The sequence below is a fragment of the Pseudomonas sp. BYT-1 genome, from assembly GCF_023611805.1.
In the GTDB taxonomy this organism is placed as follows: Bacteria; Pseudomonadota; Gammaproteobacteria; order Pseudomonadales; family Pseudomonadaceae; genus Aquipseudomonas; species Aquipseudomonas guariconensis.
This window is the reverse complement of record NZ_CP072559.1, coordinates 2,568,888-2,587,255: the sequence shown is the minus strand read 5'-3', so window position 1 is coordinate 2,587,255 and position 18,368 is coordinate 2,568,888. Positions and strand designations below refer to the sequence as shown.

At 66.0% G+C, this 18,368-nt stretch carries 21 protein-coding genes; 3 read left to right on the top strand and 18 right to left on the bottom strand.

The features are described from left to right. Positions 1-12 precede the first annotated feature (12 nt). The 3 genes from J5X93_RS11875 to alkB all read left to right on the top strand — a co-directional run bounded on the left by J5X93_RS11875 (position 13) and on the right by alkB (position 2,851). Positions 13-495, top strand: coding sequence for a curlin (locus J5X93_RS11875; protein ID WP_070575871.1), 483 nt, complete (start codon positions 13-15; stop codon positions 493-495). 16 nt (positions 496-511) lie between these two features. Continuing rightward, positions 512-1,957 (top strand): curlin, encoded by a 1,446-nt coding sequence (locus J5X93_RS11870; RefSeq protein ID WP_182940873.1) that lies wholly within the window; start codon positions 512-514, stop codon positions 1,955-1,957. Positions 1,958-2,206: 249 nt separating this feature from the next. Continuing rightward, positions 2,207-2,851 carry a DNA oxidative demethylase AlkB gene (gene alkB, locus J5X93_RS11865; protein WP_043214478.1) on the top strand — a complete coding sequence of 215 codons (645 nt, stop codon included), beginning with the start codon at positions 2,207-2,209 and terminating at the stop codon, positions 2,849-2,851. 120 nt (positions 2,852-2,971) lie between these two features. On the opposite strand, the gene J5X93_RS11860 is transcribed toward alkB, so the two are convergent. The 18 genes from J5X93_RS11860 to J5X93_RS11775 form a co-directional block, all read right to left on the bottom strand. Beyond that, positions 2,972-3,811: a CsgG/HfaB family protein gene (locus J5X93_RS11860; protein WP_043214446.1), complete on the bottom strand. Its 840-nt coding sequence runs from the start codon at positions 3,809-3,811 to the stop codon at positions 2,972-2,974. Positions 3,812-3,840: 29 nt separating this feature from the next. Next, a complete protein-coding gene (locus tag J5X93_RS11855; protein ID WP_043214444.1) occupies positions 3,841-4,260 on the bottom strand; it encodes a curli assembly protein CsgF in 420 nt (139 codons plus the stop codon). Beyond that, positions 4,257-4,658 carry a curli production assembly/transport protein CsgE gene (csgE, locus tag J5X93_RS11850; protein WP_043214441.1) on the bottom strand — a complete coding sequence of 134 codons (402 nt, stop codon included), beginning with the start codon at positions 4,656-4,658 and terminating at the stop codon, positions 4,257-4,259. The genes J5X93_RS11855 and csgE overlap by 4 nt, the downstream gene beginning before the upstream one ends. After that, positions 4,655-5,182, bottom strand: coding sequence for a type II secretion system protein (locus tag J5X93_RS11845; RefSeq protein WP_043214439.1), 528 nt, complete (start codon positions 5,180-5,182; stop codon positions 4,655-4,657). Before J5X93_RS11845 ends, csgE begins: the two co-directional genes overlap by 4 nt. Beyond that, positions 5,157-5,531 carry a type II secretion system protein gene (locus J5X93_RS11840; RefSeq protein ID WP_043214435.1) on the bottom strand — a complete coding sequence of 125 codons (375 nt, stop codon included), beginning with the start codon at positions 5,529-5,531 and terminating at the stop codon, positions 5,157-5,159. Before J5X93_RS11840 ends, J5X93_RS11845 begins: the two co-directional genes overlap by 26 nt. Positions 5,532-5,536: 5 nt before the next feature. Next, entirely contained in the window at positions 5,537-6,010 is a 474-nt protein-coding gene (locus tag J5X93_RS11835; RefSeq protein ID WP_070575883.1) for a type II secretion system protein, read from the bottom strand. Further along, positions 6,007-7,863 (bottom strand): secretin GspD/PilQ domain-containing protein, encoded by a 1,857-nt coding sequence (locus J5X93_RS11830; protein ID WP_182940876.1) that lies wholly within the window; start codon positions 7,861-7,863, stop codon positions 6,007-6,009. Before J5X93_RS11830 ends, J5X93_RS11835 begins: the two co-directional genes overlap by 4 nt. Next, positions 7,860-8,369: a hypothetical protein gene (locus J5X93_RS11825; RefSeq protein WP_090342625.1), complete on the bottom strand. Its 510-nt coding sequence runs from the start codon at positions 8,367-8,369 to the stop codon at positions 7,860-7,862. Before J5X93_RS11825 ends, J5X93_RS11830 begins: the two co-directional genes overlap by 4 nt. Then, entirely contained in the window at positions 8,369-8,920 is a 552-nt protein-coding gene (locus tag J5X93_RS11820; RefSeq protein ID WP_182940879.1) for a GspMb/PilO family protein, read from the bottom strand. Before J5X93_RS11820 ends, J5X93_RS11825 begins: the two co-directional genes overlap by 1 nt. Then, positions 8,907-9,449 carry a PilN family protein gene (locus J5X93_RS11815; protein ID WP_043215025.1) on the bottom strand — a complete coding sequence of 181 codons (543 nt, stop codon included), beginning with the start codon at positions 9,447-9,449 and terminating at the stop codon, positions 8,907-8,909. The genes J5X93_RS11820 and J5X93_RS11815 overlap by 14 nt, the downstream gene beginning before the upstream one ends. A gap of 1 nt (position 9,450) precedes the next feature. After that, a complete protein-coding gene (locus tag J5X93_RS11810; protein WP_182940882.1) occupies positions 9,451-10,233 on the bottom strand; it encodes a hypothetical protein in 783 nt (260 codons plus the stop codon). Then, positions 10,214-11,992: a GspE/PulE family protein gene (locus J5X93_RS11805; RefSeq protein ID WP_232092023.1), complete on the bottom strand. Its 1,779-nt coding sequence runs from the start codon at positions 11,990-11,992 to the stop codon at positions 10,214-10,216. Before J5X93_RS11805 ends, J5X93_RS11810 begins: the two co-directional genes overlap by 20 nt. A gap of 68 nt (positions 11,993-12,060) precedes the next feature. Then, positions 12,061-12,591 carry a response regulator gene (locus tag J5X93_RS11800; protein ID WP_043215034.1) on the bottom strand — a complete coding sequence of 177 codons (531 nt, stop codon included), beginning with the start codon at positions 12,589-12,591 and terminating at the stop codon, positions 12,061-12,063. 266 nt (positions 12,592-12,857) lie between these two features. After that, complete coding sequence (locus J5X93_RS11795) at positions 12,858-13,499, bottom strand: SurA N-terminal domain-containing protein (RefSeq protein WP_043215036.1); 642 nt, start codon at positions 13,497-13,499, stop codon at positions 12,858-12,860. Positions 13,500-13,510: 11 nt separating this feature from the next. Next, positions 13,511-15,034, bottom strand: a complete 1,524-nt coding sequence (locus tag J5X93_RS11790; RefSeq protein WP_090342614.1) for an ABC transporter substrate-binding protein — start codon at positions 15,032-15,034, stop codon at positions 13,511-13,513. Between the two features lie 5 nt (positions 15,035-15,039). Beyond that, complete coding sequence (locus tag J5X93_RS11785; RefSeq protein WP_090342611.1) at positions 15,040-15,717, bottom strand: SCO family protein; 678 nt, start codon at positions 15,715-15,717, stop codon at positions 15,040-15,042. After that, positions 15,714-16,379, bottom strand: coding sequence for an SCO family protein (locus J5X93_RS11780; protein WP_182940885.1), 666 nt, complete (start codon positions 16,377-16,379; stop codon positions 15,714-15,716). Before J5X93_RS11780 ends, J5X93_RS11785 begins: the two co-directional genes overlap by 4 nt. Then, positions 16,376-18,352 carry a cytochrome D1 domain-containing protein gene (locus J5X93_RS11775; protein ID WP_182940888.1) on the bottom strand — a complete coding sequence of 659 codons (1,977 nt, stop codon included), beginning with the start codon at positions 18,350-18,352 and terminating at the stop codon, positions 16,376-16,378. The genes J5X93_RS11780 and J5X93_RS11775 overlap by 4 nt, the downstream gene beginning before the upstream one ends. Positions 18,353-18,368: the final 16 nt, after the last annotated feature.

Here is an 18,368-nt window from a genome sequence, read left to right as displayed (position 1 = left end):
CGGGAGGCTGCCATGAAACGCCTGAATCCCCTGCTGCTCTGCCTGGCCCTGGCGGGCCAGGCCCTCCAGAGCGGCTGGGCCGACGACCTGATGGACAATGCCGACCTTGCGCTGGGCAACGACCTGGGAGAACCGGTGATCGTGCGCCTGATCCCCGCAGGTGCCGGCCAGATGGCGGTCATCGAGCAGCAAGGTTCGGGCAACCGCGCCGCCCTCGATCAGAACGGTCAGGCCCTGCTGGGCCGGATCGTCCAGGCCGGGGGGGCGCAGGAGGCGTACATCCTGCAGGAAGGCAGCGACCTGATGGCCTCGATCGTGCAACAGGGCCAGGGCAACAACGCTGCCATCCGCCAGAGCGGTAGCAACAACAGCGCCTCGATCGAGCAGTTCGGCAACTACAACACCGCCAGCATCCAGCAAAGCGGCACGGGGCTCACCAGCGCCGTGACCCAGGCTGGCAATGGCCAACATGTTCAGATCACTCAATACCGTTAGACCTGGAGGCACCACCATGTTCAAGCTCGCTCCCTTAAGCGCCACCGTTGTCCTGGCGATCGCCGGCCAGGTCATGGCCGATGACAGCCTTTCGACCCAGAGCCAGCAGGGCAAGGCGAACATCGCCGAAGTCCAGCAGACCGTCGCCCCCTACGCCTCGGCCACCCAGGACCAGAACGGCCAGGGCCACAACCACCTGGCCGTGCAGGACACCAGCACCAGTGATATCAGCCAGAGCGCTACCGGCTCCTTCAACGCCGGCTACGCCGACCAGATCCTGGAGAACGGCAGCAAGACCCTCCAGCGCTCCGGCGGCAGCCTGAACGACAACTTCTCCAGCCAGTCGCTGGGCCAGGACAACCAGGTGCTGCAGGTCCAGCAGGGCACCGGCAACATGTCCAGGGTGTTCCAGGAGTTCCAGACTGGAGCCCAGGCCACCACGCTGCAGCAAGGCAGTGCCAACGATGCCGTGGTCGAACAATTGATCGGCGGCACCAACAACCGCGCCCAGATCATGCAGGAAGGCACCGGCAACACCGCCGCCGCCGAGCACATCCTCCATGACAACGGCGACATCCGCATCGGGCAAAAGGGCCAGGCCAGCTGGGCCTATGGCGACCAGCGCAACGGCCTGGGCGGCACCATCGACATCCAGCAGGTCGGTAGCGGCCACTCTGTAGAGGTATGGCAGGACACCCAGGTCGCCAGCCAGGCCAGTGTCTATCAGCAAGGCCAGCTCAACGAGGGCTACATCGACCAGAGCTTCGGCGAGGCCAACTCCGCCCATCTGTCCCAGAGCGGCCAGCGTAACGCCAGTTGGTCGGACCAGTTCGAGTCCACCCACTCGGTGGTCGACATCACCCAGAACGGCAAAGACAACCTGCACTTCACCTACCAGACCGGCGACAACCACAGCCTGACCATCGACACCACCGGCAACGGTAACAAGGTCCTGGCCAGCAACTGGAAGGGCGAGAAGTTCGGCGGCCAGTTCGGCAGCAGCCAGACAGCCCAGGTCAAGCAGAACGGCAACGGCAACAGCGTCAACTTCAACCAGGAAGGCATGAACCAGGTGGCCAAGCTCGAGCAGAACGGCAACCGCAACACCATGGAGACCAACCAGGTCGATGGCAACAACGAGCTGTACTTCGAGCAAAATGGCAGCGACAACCTGCTCATCGCCGCGCAACGCGACGGCGGCAACTACGCCGAGGGCTTGAGCGCCGGTAACGGCAACGTCATCAACCTCGACCAGTCCGGCCAGGGCAACCAAAGCTACACCTACCAACTGTATGGCAGTGGCAACACCGCCAACATCACCCAGACCGACGTCGCCAACGTCGCCTATGTCACCCAGGGCGGCACCGGCAACCTGGCGACCGTCACCCAGAGCAACATGAATCAGAACGCCGCCATTACCCAATACGGCAGCACCAACACTGCCATCGTCACCCAGCAGTAGCGGGTCCCCCCTTGGACCGCGGTGTTCCCTCTCCCTGGCGCCGCGGTTCCTTTTTACTCCCCCTTCCTTGGCGGTAAACCCTCTCCCCTGTCACAGCGCTTGGCTTGAAGTCGTCGCTGCTCCTTCCCGGATACACCCGCAAAGGGGGCAGCGCTCACACCGCGCAGGCTGAGCGGTTCGTCGCTTCGACTGGCCCACGGACAGGCCGCCGGCATTACAATGCGTGCAGACTCAACCGACGCCAACCCCATGATCCAATCCGACCTCGACCTGTTCGGCCCGCAGCCGCAACGCCTGGCCAGCCACACGGTGCTGCTGCCAGGCTTCGCCCTGGCCGAAATCGAGGCTGTACTCGATGCCCTGCGCCCGGTATTGCGCGCCGCGCCCTTTCGCCATATGCGCACCCCGGGCGGCCTGCACATGGCCGTGGCACTGACCAACTGCGGCGCCCAGGGTTGGGTCAGCGACGAGCAAGGCTACCGCTACAGCCCCACCGACCCCAAGACCGGCCTGCCCTGGCCGGCCATGCCCCAGGTTCTGCTCGATCTTGCCGATCGCGCCGCCTGCGCTGCCGGTTTCGATGGCTTCGTCCCGGACGCCTGCCTGATCAACCACTACGTCCCCGGCACTCGCTTGACCTTGCACCAGGACCGTGACGAGCGCGATTTCGGCCAGCCGATCGTGTCGCTGTCCTTGGGATTACCAGCGGTGTTTCTCTTCGGTGGACTGCAGCGCTCGGACCGGACTCAACGGATACCCTTGAGCCACGGCGATGTGCTGGTATGGGGAGGCGAGGATCGACTGCGCTATCACGGGGTGATGCCGATCAAGCCTGGCGTGCACCCGAGAATGGGTGAGCGGCGGATCAACCTGACACTGCGCAAGGCGCGTTGACGATAGAAAGCGCTCTGACCTGTTCGCGGATGAACCCGCGCCCACCAGGATCGCACCGCATCGGGAGGCGACGCTGTACCTGTGGGAGCGGGTTCTCCCGCGAAGTGGCAGTTAAGCCAATCACTGCTGCTGGTTCTGGCTCAGGAATTTGTCCACCTGCCCGTTGCCCTCCCCTGCATCCGCCACCTGCCACAACCGGCGCTCGATGCCCTGGGCCAGCAGGTGTCCCACAGCCGCCTCGATCGCCGACAGCACGCACAGCTGGGCCGGTTCGTTGGTGGTATAGCCCACCTCGGCTTCGAGCAGTTTCTTGAACTCGATGAACTTGAACACCCCGGCGCTGCGACCGACCGAATAGATGGTCTTGCTGGTCATCACATTGGCCAGCACCTGGCCACTGCGCACATCCACCGCCCGCAGGTTCACGGTCACCTGATCGACGCGGTACTCACGGGATAGGTCGATGCCCAGATACCGAGCACCCTCCCCGCCACTGCGCACGTTGGTGTCGTAGGCGATGATGCCGCCTTCGAGCATCAGGTTGGCCGCCTGCAGTGGCGGCAACTCGCCCTGGATGTTCAAGGGCGCGTCGGGTTTCTTTTGCGAAGCGCGGATGATCTTGCGCTCGGTCAACAGGTTCTGCAGGCCCTCGCGCTCCAGGACCACGAACCAGCCGCTGGCGCTCAAGGCGTCCATCAACATGCTCGCCGCGCCTTGGGTGACGCTGGTGGAGAAGGAGCTTGCCGGGGTCGGCTTGTACTGCCCGGTCTGGTCACGGAAGCCGTACACCACTGCCATCAGCCTGCCCTTGGGCCGTGGCATGTTGATCAAGTCGTAGTAGGTCGAGGCGCGCGGGGTCAGGGTCGGGGTCTCCGTATCCTGTTCGGCGGGCATCGGCTCGCGCAGGCCGCAGCCTTGCAAGGTGGCGAGGATCAGCAGTGTGCTCAGCAAGCGTTTCATGGTCGTTCTCCCCTATTGGCCCGTCCCTCTCAGGGGTTCAGGCCGCTGACCTCGATGATCGAGACTTCCCCTGTCGCACGGTCGGTGACCTTGATGCTGAGGGCCCCGGAGTCGTCGATCACATCGATCAGGAACGAATCCGTAGAGAGGCTGCCGGTCTTGCCGTCGTTGATGTTGTCCAGCAACTGGGACAACAACCGCGACTCGAGCTGGTTGCTGAAGCGCTCCAAGGCCGAGGTGCCGGCGAAGGCCGAGGCGCGGTCCTTGAGGTCTGGGTCGTCATGGTCGTTCTGCGCCTGGGCGTTGTTCAAAAGCCAGGTGCCGTTGAGCGGGTTGCCGCCGAACGCCGGATTGACCGGGGTGTACACAAGCTCCGTGGCCTGGGTGTGACCGGCAAAGGCGCCGGCCAGCAGGCAGACGGCGACGCACCGGGAAATGTGGTTGCTCATAGCTCGTCCCTCTCCAGATCAGTGGTGTCCTGCAGCAGCCGTTGCAGCTTGCGCTGGATGATCTGCTGCTTGACCAGGTCCGCCGCCGCGACGGCCTCGTCTTTGAGTTGCGTGGTATTGGGCGGCAGGAAGCGCCGGTACAACACCTCGCGTTCGTACTCCACCGTCACCAGGCTGCCCCAACGGGCGTCGGGGCGTTCGCGCACCACCAGGTTGAAATCCAGGCGGCTCGTGGCGCGCAGGCGGTCGGTGAAGTCGTTGTAGAAGTCATGGCCGATGTGCGAGATGGTGTTGTCGACGATGAACCCCTTCATCTCGTCCTCGGCGTCAGCACGGGCCGGGGTGCCAGGCAAGGCAAGCAGCAGGCACAGGCAGCACAGGGCAGCGAGCGGCTTCATGGCGTATCTCCTGGGCCGCTGTGGGTACGGGCTGCGCCGCTACCCTCGGCGAACGGCTGCTCGGCGACGAATTGCCAGTCGCTGTAGTGCTCGAGCCCCTCGAAACCGGACCACTGGGCATCGAACCCGCTGCGTTTGAGTGGCGTGGCATCCGAACGGCTGTGAATGCCGGTGATCCGCCCGTCCTCCGAACGCAGCAGGCCCCAATCTTCGCCGTTGGTGATCGGGTCGGGGTACAAGCGGCGGATGTGCCGCTGGGGCGATGGGAACCGGTTGTCCTCCAGCAGCTCTTCCAGCGCCTGCGGGTACTGGGCCAGGCCAGGCGATGCACGGTAGTAGCTGCGCAGCGCCTGGGCGTACTGGCCACCGATCCACAGCAGCTGGCGCTCGTGTTCGCGCTGGGCGGCCGTGGCCCACAGGGTGCCGGTGGCGGCCAGGGCCATGCTGCTGACCGCGATCAGAAACAGCACGCCCAAGTAGGTGAAGCCCGCGCAGGCCTTACCATTCGGCATAGAGGCTGCCATCACGCGCCCTCCCGGTTGCACCGCTTTTGATATCGGCCACCCCGCCCGTCACGCCCTCCGGCGGCGGCACCAGTTGCCAGGCATCGCTGCGCTCGGTGATCGGGTCCACCGGGGTGTTGCGCAGGTAGCGCTGCTCCACCAGTTGCTCCAAGGACTCGGGGTAATGGCCGGTGTCGCCGTAGTAATGGTCCAGGGCCTCGCGCAGCACGGCCAGGCTCTGGCGCAGCGTGGCCTCGCGGGAGGCCTCCAGGCTGTTGAAATAGCGCGGCAAGGCGATGGTCATCAGGGTGGCGATGATCGCCATGACCACCAGCAGTTCGATGAGGGTAAAGCCACGGTTGCGTTTCATGACCGTCACCATTGCCCGTAAGGGATGCCGTTCAGGCCAATGCCGCTGGCCTTGGAGTACACATCGAAGACGTCCTTGCCATCACGCGGATTGTCGGCGCTGCTGTCGTAGGCACGCAGCCCCCAGCCCCCTTCGTCCTCACGCTTGGCTGCCACCAACGGGTCATGGGGGATGCGCCGCAGGAAGTAGAACTTCGCCCCTTTGGCACTGCGCACGTCGCGCACCCCTTCGACCAGCACCTCCAGGCTCGGCGGGTAGCCACTGCTGTCCAGGCGCTTCTCGATGTAGCCGGCATCGAAGGCACGTTTGTAGGCGTCGATGGCGTCGCGAATCTGATACAGCGCTTCGCGCAGCTGTTGCTCCTTGCCCCGGCGCACCACGGTTTCGGTCAAGGGCGCGGCCATGCTGGCGAGCAACCCGAGCAGTGCCAGGGTCACCACCACTTCGATGAGGCTGAACCCCCGCTGCTGGCGTTTCATGGCCGTGGGCCCACTGGGGTGGTGATCGCGGCCGGGACGGTGGCGACCGTGCCCTGGGTCGGCTCGGCCTCAGGCTGCACGACAGGGGCCATCATCTGCTGACGGACCTGCAGGCTCGACTCGGTACCCGTGGCGAACTCCATGTCCGACGGACTCTGGTACGGCAGGTTGCGCACGATGCGCGGGGTGATCGCCAGCACCAGCTCGGATTTGCTCTTGTCGTCGCGGTTGCTGCCGAACAGCCGCCCCAGGCCGGGGATGTCACCCAGGCCGGGGATCTTGTTACCACTGGAGGTCAGGTCGTTGCGTACCAGGCCCGCCAGTACCTGAGTCTCGCCATCATGCAAGCGCAGGCTGGTCTGGGCGTTGCGGGTATCGACCTGGACCGGGATGGTGCCCTGGCGAGTCGGCTCCAGCGGGGTGGCGTTGCTCACTTCCAGGGCCACCTTGATCGCCACTTCGTTGTTCAGGTGCACGGTGGGCTGCACTTCGAGTTTCAGACCTACATCCAGGTAGGTGACACTTTCAGTGATCACCGGGCCTTGGGTCGACGGCACCGAAGTGGCGCTGATGATCGGCACCCGCTGGCCGATGTGGATGCGCGCTTGCTCACGGTTGCTGACGCGGATCACTGGGCTGGCCAAGGTGTTGATGTCCTTGTCGGCGGCGTTGATCTTGGCCTGGGGCGCCGGGGCGATGCTGATGCGGCTGGAGTCGATGCCGCGCAGCTGGTCGAGCACGCTGACCGGGTTGCCCTCGTCGTTGAGCACACCGAAGGTACTGGGCCACTGCAGGCCCAGGTCGAGGATGCGTGACCGGGCCACCTCCATCACTTCCACCTCCAGCACCACCTCCGGGTTGGACTGGTCCTGGGACTGCAAGAGCTTCTCGGCCATGCGGATGGCATCGGGTGTATCGCGCATGGTCAGGGTGTTCAGGCGTTCATCGACGAACACATCACGGGTCTTGAGCATGGTCTTGACCATGTTCAACGCGGTGTTGGCGTCGATGCTGGTCAGATAGAAGGTGCGCATGACCAGTTCCTGGTAGTCCTTGGTCTTCTGCGGGGAATCGGGGTAGATCAGCAAGGTGTTGTCGTTGACGATCTTCTGGTGCAGTTGGTTCTGCTCCAGCAGCAGGGCCACGGCGTCTTCGATGCGCACATCGCGCACGAAGATGGTGGCTTTCATGTCCGGGCGCAGGTCTTTGTCGAAGATGAAGTTGATCCCGGCGACCTGGGACAGCACCTCGAAGATGGTCTTGAGATTGGCGTCGCGGAACTCCAGGGTCACCGGCCGCTCCAGCTTGCTGCGCAACTGCGGGAACGGCTGCGCGGTGCGCGCCTGAACGTTTTCGATGTCGCTGCGCAGCGCAATGCCCTTCTGGTTCTGCGGATCCAGGCGCAGCACATCGCGCATGTAGCGTTCGGCACCGAATAGATCGCCCTGGCGCAGCGCGGCCTGGCCCATGGCCACACGTTCGTCGAGGTTGCGCACCAGCTCCAGTTGGCGAATGCCTTCCTGGGCGCGACGGTTGTTCGGCTCGATGGTCAGGACCCGGCCATAGCCCATGCGTGCACTGGCGAAGTCATGGCGGATGCGGTCGGCGTCGGACTGGGTCAGCAGCACTTCGACAGCCTGCTGGCGACCATGGGCCAGAGCGATGTTCAGCTCGGTATCGCGCGGGTCTTCACGCAGCGCGTCTTCCAGCATGGCGATGCCCGCCTCGTACTGGCCCTCCTTCATCAGCTCGGCGCTGTCCTTGCGCGTACCGCTGGAGCCGCAGCCCGCCAGGGCCACGCACAAAGCCAGCATCATGAACGGAGCAGGCTTGCACAACTTCGAAGGCTTCATGGTGCGCTCCCGACAGACAATGTCTGTGACTGGTGCAAAGGCAGGTAGACCAGGTCCAGCTCGGTGGCCGAGATCCGGTCGAGGCGGTAGGTGTGTTCGATGACATCGCCCTGGCGCACGACATAGAGTTTCTCGCCGTTCTGCAGGAACACCTGCAGGTCGTCGCGATCCCCCAGGCGGCCTACGAACTGGAAAGGCAACACCGGGGCGGTGGGTGCGGCCTCCACCACCGGCGCCGGGGCAACGGGTTGCTCGGTGACGGTGGCCATGGTTTTTGGCGCGGTCCATTGCTGGGCCGGGAACAGGTCTGTCGAGGCCTTTGCTTTTCCTATCGCGGGCAAATCCGCTGCCACAGGTGCTGTGCGGGCGCTGGTTGTCGTGGGCGCGGGCTTACCCGCGAAGGGCTCGACACCGTCTTGCTCGCCGAACCAGTGCCCTGGCGCCCAGGCCAGAGCGCCTGAAAGCCCGAGGAAGCCGACCCACATCACCGCGCGTTGAGTGTTCATCACGACCTCGACAGGTAAAGGGTCATGCGCAGACGACCGTTGAGCTCGCGCTCACCGATGCGTTTGCGCTGCAGCTCCAGGTCCTCGAGCACCAAAGTCGGTACCTGGCCGAGCAGCGCCTGGAGAAAACCGCGGATCTGCGGATAGCTGCCGCGCACTGGCAGCACGATCTGGTAGCGCGCCAGCTGGGTTTTCGGGTCGACGCCCAGGGCGTACTCGCCACGCGCCAGGCTGATGCGCTCGGCGCTGGCCAGGTGATACAGGCGCTCGATCAGCTCACTGGCCTGGGGTTGTCCAGGCAGTTGCTGGCGCAGACTGTCCAGCGCCTGCTGCTCAGGCTGAAGCGCCACCTTGAGCTCGCCGCGCTTGACCCGTTGCACCTGCACCGCCGCGTCCGCCTCGCTGGCCCGCAGTTCCCGCACGGCCTGCCATTGCGGCAGCACCCAGGTGACCCCGACCAACAGCGCCAGGGTGCCGACGGCGACTGCGGCGCACCCGACACGGCCCAGGCGTGCAAGGCGCTCATGGAGAATCAGACTAGGGACGTGCATGGCCGGTCTCCCAGGTCGCGGTCAGGTTGAAGCGCACCGGATGCTCAGGCTGGCCGGTCACCACCTCATGGTTGAGCAGCGAGACATCGCGCAGCTCCTCGCTGCGCTCCAGGCGCTGGTGGTACTGGAGCATGGCTTCCAGGTTGCGGGCTTCGGCAGCGATACGGACTTGGCCTTTGCGCGCATCGGGAGTCAGGCTCAGCAGTGCCACGTCTTCCTGGGGCATGCCCTCGAGCATGGCGAACAGTTGCTGCCAGGGCCGTTGCAGTTGCTGGGAGACGCTGCGCATCTGCGCCAGTTGTTCGGCCTGCTCGCGGCTGGCGGCGCTGCTCAGGGGGGCGGCGCTGACCGGGCGGCGTCCCAGCTGCTGCTCGAGCAGATGGACCCGGGCCTGAAGGTCCGCCTGTTCGTCCTGCAAGTGCTGCTCGATCAGCAGCATCGCTGCGAGTACGGCGCATCCCAGGGTCAACAGCGACCAGGCGATCGGGCTGCCGGGGGCTGGCTGGAATTCCAGATCGAGGCGGCGCATGTCAAGCCACCGCCCGCCACATGGCGCACAGCGGATCGCTGTCGCCTGCCGGCTGGCACAGTTGCACGGCGGACAACCGCGGCACATCCCCTCGCCCCGGCGCATGCAGGTAGACCCTGGGCAGGTGCTCGCCGTACAGCTCACAGGTGCGCTCGATCAGCGCCTGCAGCGCCTGGTCGTTGTCGGCGCAGCCCTGGGCCAATACCTGTTGCCAGGCCCCCCCAGCGGCCAGCAGCAGCACACTGCGCCGTGGCTCGGCGAGCACGAAAAGAAAATCGCCCTCCTCCAGTTGCGCCGAGCAGCGGTTATAGGCGGCCATCAGATAAGGCTGGACCGAGCGCAGGCTCAGGCGGCTTTCCCGGCCCAGTGCCTGCAGAGCCTGCAGCAGTGCTTCGGGCAAGGCCGTGGCGATGCGCGAAGCCCCTGCCGGCTCCGGCGAGAGCACGATGCGCCAGTCGTCCAGCGACTGACCGTAGAGGTTCTCGAAGCAGGCCCGGGCGTAGGCGTCCAGCTCACGCGGATGACCGATGGCGTCGCTCCAGGGCACCAGGCAGAAGCGGCTGTAGCGCGCCGACAGCAGCACCCGCAACTGGGCCCGCCGTGGCGCATGTTCGGCGAGCAATTCGCCCAGGGCCTCGAGTGCCGGTGCCCAGGCCGGTTGGGCGGGATCGCAGGTGAAGGCGCGGCTGCCCAGCCACTGATGTTGGTTGGCGTGCCAGCGACCCAGGCCGACACCCTCGGCGCCGAGCACGGCGCAATAGCGATCAAGCGATAAATGTGACACGGTTGATCTCCTCAAGCGTGGTACGGCCCTCGCGGACCAGGTCCAGGGCAGAGGCGCGCAGCAGACGCAGACCCCGCTGGCAAGCCAGCGACTTGATCTGCGACAGGGGCCGGCGCTCGACGATCATCTGCCGCAGGTCGTCATCCAGGTGGAGCAATTCGGCGATGGCGCTGCGTCCGCGGTAACCACTGCCACGGCACTGGCCGCAGCCCTGGGCGCGAACGAAGGTCCATCCAGCCACGCCTTCACGGGTGAGCCCCGAGGCGGCCAGGGTTTCGTCATCCGGCTCGGCGTGGACCGCGCAATGCGGGCAGGCCAGGCGAATCAGGCGCTGGGCCAGCACGGCGTTGAGCGCCGAGACGAAACTGTAGGGGTCGACCTGCATCTGGCTGAAGCGGCCGATCACATCGAAGACGTTGTTGGCGTGGATGGTGGTGAACACCAGGTGCCCGGTCAGGGCCGATTGCACGGCGATCTGGGCGGTGTCCGGGTCGCGGATCTCGCCGACCAGGATCTTGTCCGGGTCATGACGCAGGATCGAGCGCAGCCCCCGGGCGAAGGTCAGCCCCTTCTTCTCGTTGACTGGAATCTGCAGCACACCCGGCAATTGATACTCGACTGGGTCTTCGATGGTGATGATCTTGTCCACGCCGTGGTTGATCTCGCTGATCATCGCGTAGAGCGTGGTGGTCTTGCCGCTGCCGGTGGGGCCGGTCACCAGGATCATGCCGTAGGGCTCGGCGGCCAGGCGGCGCAGGGCCACCAGGGTGTGGTCGGCAAAGCCCAGGGCCTGCAACTGCACCCCGCTGACCCGGTCGGACAGGTCCTGTTTGTCCAGTACCCGCAGCACGGCGTCTTCGCCGAAGATGCTCGGCATGATCGAGACGCGGAAGTCGATTTGACGCTCGCCCACCGCGACCTTGAAGCGGCCATCCTGGGGCACGCGCTTTTCGCCGATGTCCAGCTCGGCCATGACCTTGATACGCGAGATCACTTGGTCGGCGAAGGCACTGCCACTGGCTTTGCCGGCACCGTTGAGCACACCGTCGATGCGGTATTTGATGGTCAGCCCCTGGCCGGTCATGCTCAGGTGGATGTCGCTGGCATGCTGCTTGAGGGCGTCGTAGAGGGTCGAGTTGACCAGCTTGACCACCTTGCTCTGGTCCTCGCTGATGCTGGTCAGCGACAGACGCTGCAGCGGATCGGTCTCGGTGCCGGGCTCGGCATCGTGCTCCAGGGCGTCGACGGCATGGAAACTCTCCTCCTGGCGGGCCAGGAAGGCGGCGATGTCGGCGGCATGGGCCAGGTACAGCGGCGCGCCCTGCAGGCAATCGTCGATCCAGGCCAGGCGGGTATTGTCGAAGGGGTCGGCGAACACGCCGACGGCCTGGCCTTGGTGCTGGACCAGGATGAACTCGCGTTTGAGGCACTGTGCCAAGCTGACCTGCTCGAACAGCGGCGTGCTGGCGAACAGTGCCTGGCTGTCGAGTACGGGGTAATGGAGGGTGGCGCCCAGGCGTTGGGTGAAGGTGGCGGCGTCGTCGCCGGCAAGGCGCGCCAGGCAGCTGAGCAGGCGTTCGTCACCGGCTTGCAGGCGGGCCTGGGCCAGCAGTTCGCGGGGGTAGGCACCAATCCGTGGTGCATCGCCCACAGGCTCAGCGCGCGCCTGGAGGCAATGGAGATCCTGTGGGAGCGGGTCTACCCGCGAATGACCCTGTACAGGCTGGGGTGCTTGGGCTGTATCGACGACGTCTGACATGGCCTGCGACTCCGCTCAGGGGCGCGTCGCAGGCTGGCTCGGGGTTGCCGGGGTGGCCGCGGGCGCCGCTATTCCCCGGTGAGCAGTTCGTCGTCAGGTGTGGGCGGTTTCACGCCGTTGCGTCGGCGGTCGGCCAGTACCCAGCTGCCATCGTACATCTGCAGGGGGAACGTCTGGTTCCTGTTCTGGCGTCGTTCGACGAACCCCTCGGCCTGTGTGTCCGCTGTCCGAGTCTGGTGCTGTGGGCCGGTCAGGTCGGCGACTGCGCGGGCCAGTTCCGCCAATGGGAACGGCTTGAACAGGACATGGGTGACACCGAGTGCCGCGGCCCGCTCACGGACTTCGGCGGTCGGGTGGGCGGTGATCAGCACGAAATGGCACTGCATGCTCCTGCGCACGGTCTCCAGGACCTCGAACCCCTCCATATCGGGCAAGCGGTAATCCAGTACGATCACATCCGGTGCCAGGACCTGTGCCTGGGCAATGCCACTGATACCGTCGTGGGCGACATGGACTTCCAGGCCTTGCGCTTGCAGGTAGGCCTGCAGGTTCTGCGCAAGGGTCTGTTCGTCATCGACTACCAATACTCTGTTCACCAAGGTCGACTCCCAAGAACTTCCCGGTTGCCCGGACTCTGGAGTTCGGCCTTGTACAGGCTTGAGCATCCTTCGTGCCAGGCGTGAATAGTCATGTCGCACCACTGTAAGTCGTTGATTTTGCGGTATCACCCAATCCAGGCGAGGACCGGCTCCCCCACTTGCGGGGAAGTTGATGGCACTTTGCCCGATCGCTTACCCCCAGCATTGGGGAAAACCCCCTGCCGGGCAAGCCCGTGGCAGCGCAATGTGCAAGCGGCCTCTCACATTCAGTCGGCAAGCTCGACCTTCGCACCTTCGCGCAAGCGCTTACGCACCGACTGGCGGGCCTGGGCCTGCATTTCGTCCACGAGCGCGAGCCTGGCCAAGGCCAGACCCTGCTCTCGTTCGACTAAGGTATTGGTACTTTGGTTCTGCATCCGTTGCAATCTTTCCCTGTTTGCCTGATAGAAGGCTTCGACCTGCTCTGGGGTGGGCTCATCGGTGGCGGTCATCTGGGCGTACAGTTGCTGCGCGGCCATCTCGTGACGAGTGTAGTCGGCGTACTCAGTCCTATCGAAGCCGGCCTCGGCAAGACGTTGCTCGAACACCGCAGCGCTGCCGAAGGCCCGCTCCAGCTCAGCGAGACGGGCCGATACGCTCTCCTCGCTGACGACCACGCCACGGCGCTGGGCCTCCTGCCACAGCAGCTCCTTGTCGATCAGCTCGTCCAGGGCCTGGTCGCGCAAGCGCTTGTACAGGCTCGGGCTGCGTATGCTGGCGACCGGTCGACCTTGATCCTGGAGGTATTCGGCAAAGTAGCGCTCAAGGCGCATGCTGCTGATCTCGACGCCATTGACCCTCGCCACGGCGACGTCCGCCTGACCCAACGGCGCGAACCCCAGCAGCAGACACAGCAACACGATGCGCATGACGACCTCCTTCAAGGGGTAAGCGGCAGTGGCTTGTACGCAGCGACAGTCTGGAACTGCGGGCCAGGCAGCGTCACCGCCACCACGTGGGCACCGGCAAGGCCCTGACGCCGGCCGGGGCCGAATCCCAGCGCCGGCGTGAGGCCGGTGTCCAGGTCATGCAGCCCCTCCAGGGCTCGCACCAACTGCTCCCGGCTAGCGTCCCGCCCTACCTGTCTAAGGGCCTCGGCCATCAGCAGCAGCGCGCAGCGGGTGCTGACCTGCAACGCCGCCTGGCGACCATCGAGCCCTTGGCGCTGACGCAGCCCGTTGAGCGCGGCCCGCCCTTGCTCGGTCCAGTCCTGGGGCGTGAAGGGATAGGCCAGGAACAGCCGCTGCGACCAGTCGGCAGACAACCCCGCCAGGGCACCTGCGACCTGGCTCGAGGCCGCGAACAGGTAGGGTTTGCGGCCTGCGGCCTGCTGTGCCTGCGCCAACTCGCCGAACGCCTGGGCGCGCCCCAGGAAGACGACGCCCTCGCCCTCCACCGCCTGCCCCGCGAAGACTTGCACCGGCCCCGGGGTCCAGCCGGCGGCGAGCAGTCGCTGGCGCAGCGCCTCGGCAGGTGCCGCCTGCTCGCTGCCGGCATAGATCACCCGCAGCCCGTCAGGCCCCACGCCCAGGCGGTCACGGGCGAAACCGGCCAGGCTCTGCAATTGCTCGGGCAGGCTTGGCAACGGATCGAAGATCTGCGCACTGCCGACACTGCCAGGGGAGCTGCCGACCAGCGGCACGCCACGTTGTTCGAGTGCGCTGCCCAGACGCGCGTCGAGCATCGGCGCCAACGGCGCGATGAGGGCGAAGACCTGCGCGTCGTCGAGCAAACGCTCGAGGGCCTGTTCGGCGCTGGCGGGCGTATGACCCGGGTCTAGCACCACCAGCTCCAGCCGCCGACCGTGCAGCCCGCCCTGCTGGTTGAGTTGCGCCAGGCCGTCCTCCAGCACTGCGCGCACCACCCTGCCCGCCTCGGCCAGCGGCCCGCTGGCCGGCAGCAAGGTGCCCAGACGCAGGATGTGCTCTTCCACGCCTGGGTCGCGTTCCTGGCCCAGGCGCTTGAGGTAGGCGGTGAGGTTGCGCTGGTCGGACAGGGTCAGTTCGAAACGTGGCATGGCCGGGTCCAGGCGGTTGCCTGCAGGGTCGATGCCTTGCCCGACGGCACGCGCCAGCGTTGCTTCGGCATAGGCCGGGTAGCGTCGGCCATTGGCCTCACGCTCGCCCTGCCCCAACGCCAGGCGCTGCCAATCCAGGCTCGGCGGGCGTACCCCGCCTTCGGCGCGGCCACGGCCATCGTTGCCATGGCAACTGGCACACGGCAGCACACTGGCCGGCACACTGATGTCGCTGGCGCCCACCCGGGCCATCAACTGCGCGTCGCTGCTGGACACCCCTTCGCGGTACAAGCGCTTGCCCGCCTGCTCCTGCTCGGTCAGGTCCAAGGCCAGCGCCGTGTGGCTCGCGAACAGGCCGAGCCACACCACCAGGGGCAGAAGGCGCATGGCACTCACCGTCCCGCCAGGGGCTGGGCCAGCAGTTGCATGCGCTGGGCGATGGCAACGGGCGGTGCGTCGGGCCGGATCTTGCTCCAACGTTTGCCGGCCACGTCGCCGGCGATCAACTGGGTAGAGTGCTGCTCGGGGCTGGGCAGGAACTGCCCGAGACGCCCCAGCACCAGGTCGACATTGGCCTTGTCCCCAGTCAGGAACAGCCAGTTCGGTCCATCCACGCCTTGTTTCTGGGCAAAGGCCTTGAGCGCCTCGGGGGTGTCGTTGAGCGGATCGCTGCTGATGGACACGAAGGTGACCTGCCCGGCCAGCTCAGGGCCCATGGCTTCGCGTACCTCGCGCAGCTTGCGGGTGATCAGGGGGCAGGCGTCGTTGCAGTGGGTGAAGATGACGTTGAGCATCACCACCTTGTCCTTGAGCACATCGCTGTAGAAGCGCAGCTCACGCCCGTTCTGGTCCTTGAGCACGGTGTCGGTGAACCAGGTCTGCGCATCGCGGGTGCCGCCACCGCTGCTCATCGCTTGGGGCGCGGGCTGTGGCTGGGGCGCGCTCGGCGCTTGGCCGTCATGGCCGCCGTCATGGGCCACGGCCACCGAAGCGAGGATCCACAGGCAGCCGACCAGGGTCAGCCAATCCAGGCCCCGCATGCCGACGCGGCGAATCGTCGAGCTGCTCATGGCTGCACCTCCTGGCTGTCCGGCCCACCGGCGATGGCGGTGCTCTTGGCGTGCACACGGCGAGCGCTGAGGCGGTTGATTTCGCTGATCAGCACGGCCGGATCGGTAAAGCCGTAGTAGCGGGTCCAATGGCCGCTGCGCCCGTCACCGACCAGGATCAATGGTGGATGCTGGCTCAGGTCGGCACTGAAGCTGCCCAGGCCCTTGAGCGTCTCGGTGATGGCATACGACGAGCCAGTCAACCAGCTCCACCCCGGGCCACGCTGGAATGCCTTGGCGTAGCCAAGTAGGCGCTTGGAATCATCGCGCTGGGGGTCGACGCTGATCGATACCAGCTGGATCTCCTCGCCCACACGTCCACCCAACTGCTGCTGGACCTTGGACATGATCGACGAGACCACCGGGCAGACCGTGGTGCAACGGGTGTAGATGAAGCCCATGACCACCAGGCGGTCGCCCACCAGGTCCTTCTCCAGGCGCACCGGCATGCCGTTCTGGTCGAGCAACGACACGTCGGCAAAGCGCACGCTGGCCTTCTCCTGACGGGCTGCCGGCGGTTGCTCGGCATGGCCGCTGTGGTCATGCCCGGCGTGGGCCAGGACGTGCTCGCCTCCGAGCAGCAGGCTCAGGACAAGCAGATTGCAGGCGAGCTTGGCGTTCATCTCACACTCCTGGGTTCCACGTGGGAAGCGGTAGGTACGGCGGCCGGCAGGACGCGCAGACTGGTGTAGTTCTCTTCGGCGAACTTGCGGCCCAAGGTCGGCGACTGCACGTGCAGGTACCAGGCGCCCGTCTCGGCCAGTTGCAGCGATCCTTGGTAAACACCATCCCCCATCTCTTGCAGCGGCAGGCTGCGCGGCATCGACGAAGGCGCCAGGAAGTAGCGCAGGCTCAGGTCACGCAGGCCCAGGCGTGGCTCACCGTCGTCCCCGAGGATGCGCACGCGGGCGATATAGGCAGTGTTTTGCAATGCAGGCTGCTCGTTACCCAGGAATTCGGCATGCACACCTTTGCGCTTGACCGCGTCCGGCGCTGCCGAGACCTGGGTGCTGAAGCAGTGGATGATCTGCGGCTGGTTGAGCAGGAACGCCACGTCGAAGGTGCCTGCCGCCGGCAGTTTCACCGTCGAGCCGTATACCCCCGGGGCGATTTCGCGCAGGCTGCGGTCGACCACGATCGCCGCGCGGGCCTGGTGCCCACGGTTGTTGTAGCCCGACATCGGGGCGTTCATGCCCTCGGCGTAGAAGTACGTGGTGTTGTCCACCGGGTTGACCACGAACACCGAGTTGTCGTCGCGGGCCACGGTCAGCCCCTGTGCCAACGGCAAGTCGCCTGCCTGGCGTGGCGCGGCGGGGCCGGCCTCGAACCCCTGGATGATCGGCTCACGCCCGGCCCCCAGGCTGGCCAAGTTGATCATGCTGACTTTCGGCGAGGCCAGGCCGCGCACGTAGGCATAGCCCTTGGTGAAGGTCAGCTGGTACGGCTCGGCCGCGACCGGGAGGCGGTGAATCAATTGATCGTTGCTGGCGTCGATCACCAGGGCCTGGTTTTCCAGGGTGTTGAGCACGATGCCGTAGCGACCGTCCTCGCTGAAACGCATCGGCCCCAGGCCCTGCTCAGCCTTGACGGTGTTGCGCAGCTGGTGGCTGCGGGCGTCGATCACCCGCACCGTGCCTTCCTTGCCATCGGCCACGTACACCGCCTGGGACAGCGCCGAATAGGCCACCGACAGCGGATGGGGGCCCACCGGCAGGGTCTTGGCCAGGCGCATGTCGGCGATGTCGATGATGCTCAGGGTGCCGGCATCGCGGTTGCTGACGAAGGCGTAGCGTGAGTCGCTGCTAAAGGCGATCTCGTGATGCCCGGAGCCGGTGGCGAAGGTCTTGAGCATGGTGCGGCTGGGCACATCGATTACCGTCACCCCACCCTTGGCCGGATCGTCGCTGTTGTTGCCCACCCACAGCCGGCGTTGGTCCGGCTGCAAGGCCACCCGCAGCGGCTGCTCGCCCGCCTCAAGGGTGGCCACGCGGGTGAAGGTCTCGGTGTCGATCACCGCCACCTGGTTGCGCTCGGGCATGGACACGAACACCTGCCGGTCATCGCCGGTGGCCACCCAGTCCATCGGCCGGCCCGGCAGGTCGATGCGCGCCAGCGTGCTGGTGACCCCGCCCACCGAAACGGTGGGGTCGATGACCGTGAGGCTGGCATCCTTGTTCAGGACCAGCAGGAAGTAGCTGTTCAGATCCAGCAAGGGCCGCGCGCCGATGCTGCTCTTGAGAAACAGCGCCACCCGCGCCTTGCAGCCGCTCTGGCGATCGCCGGGCGGCGCCGACTGGGCCGGGTCCAGCCAGGCGCCAGGGGCCATCCCCGAGAGCGGCTGGCCGCTGGTCTGGTCGCTGACCTTGAAGCGGATGTTGGCGAAGTTGCCCTCGCGCAGTTCGCCGCCATCGAGGGGGCGCGCCTCGAACTCCACGGTCACGCCGTCCCGGCTGAGCCGGTGCAGGCCCTGGGGATCGGCCTGCTCCTGCAGCAGCTCGCGCGGGTCGCACCACAGCTTGTCGTAGGCCAGACCCAGGCCGATCAATGTCAACCCCACCATCAACCCCAGGTAGGCGGGACGAGTCTTCTTGTTCATGCGCGCTCCCCCTCTT

Coding starts and splice junctions, on each gene's coding strand:
- J5X93_RS11875 (WP_070575871.1), top strand. CDS start 13: ATGAAACGCCTGAATCCCCTGCTGCTCTGCCTGGCCCTGGCGGGCCAG.
- J5X93_RS11870 (WP_182940873.1), top strand. CDS start 512: ATGTTCAAGCTCGCTCCCTTAAGCGCCACCGTTGTCCTGGCGATCGCC.
- alkB (WP_043214478.1), top strand. CDS start 2,207: ATGATCCAATCCGACCTCGACCTGTTCGGCCCGCAGCCGCAACGCCTG.
- J5X93_RS11860 (WP_043214446.1), bottom strand. CDS start 3,811: ATGAAACGCTTGCTGAGCACACTGCTGATCCTCGCCACCTTGCAAGGC.
- J5X93_RS11855 (WP_043214444.1), bottom strand. CDS start 4,260: ATGAGCAACCACATTTCCCGGTGCGTCGCCGTCTGCCTGCTGGCCGGC.
- csgE (WP_043214441.1), bottom strand. CDS start 4,658: ATGAAGCCGCTCGCTGCCCTGTGCTGCCTGTGCCTGCTGCTTGCCTTG.
- J5X93_RS11845 (WP_043214439.1), bottom strand. CDS start 5,182: ATGGCAGCCTCTATGCCGAATGGTAAGGCCTGCGCGGGCTTCACCTAC.
- J5X93_RS11840 (WP_043214435.1), bottom strand. CDS start 5,531: ATGAAACGCAACCGTGGCTTTACCCTCATCGAACTGCTGGTGGTCATG.
- J5X93_RS11835 (WP_070575883.1), bottom strand. CDS start 6,010: ATGAAACGCCAGCAGCGGGGGTTCAGCCTCATCGAAGTGGTGGTGACC.
- J5X93_RS11830 (WP_182940876.1), bottom strand. CDS start 7,863: ATGAAGCCTTCGAAGTTGTGCAAGCCTGCTCCGTTCATGATGCTGGCT.
- J5X93_RS11825 (WP_090342625.1), bottom strand. CDS start 8,369: ATGAACACTCAACGCGCGGTGATGTGGGTCGGCTTCCTCGGGCTTTCA.
- J5X93_RS11820 (WP_182940879.1), bottom strand. CDS start 8,920: ATGCACGTCCCTAGTCTGATTCTCCATGAGCGCCTTGCACGCCTGGGC.
- J5X93_RS11815 (WP_043215025.1), bottom strand. CDS start 9,449: ATGCGCCGCCTCGATCTGGAATTCCAGCCAGCCCCCGGCAGCCCGATC.
- J5X93_RS11805 (WP_232092023.1), bottom strand. CDS start 11,992: ATGTCAGACGTCGTCGATACAGCCCAAGCACCCCAGCCTGTACAGGGT.
- J5X93_RS11795 (WP_043215036.1), bottom strand. CDS start 13,499: ATGCGCATCGTGTTGCTGTGTCTGCTGCTGGGGTTCGCGCCGTTGGGT.
- J5X93_RS11790 (WP_090342614.1), bottom strand. CDS start 15,034: ATGCGCCTTCTGCCCCTGGTGGTGTGGCTCGGCCTGTTCGCGAGCCAC.
- J5X93_RS11785 (WP_090342611.1), bottom strand. CDS start 15,717: ATGAGCAGCTCGACGATTCGCCGCGTCGGCATGCGGGGCCTGGATTGG.
- J5X93_RS11780 (WP_182940885.1), bottom strand. CDS start 16,379: ATGAACGCCAAGCTCGCCTGCAATCTGCTTGTCCTGAGCCTGCTGCTC.
- J5X93_RS11775 (WP_182940888.1), bottom strand. CDS start 18,352: ATGAACAAGAAGACTCGTCCCGCCTACCTGGGGTTGATGGTGGGGTTG.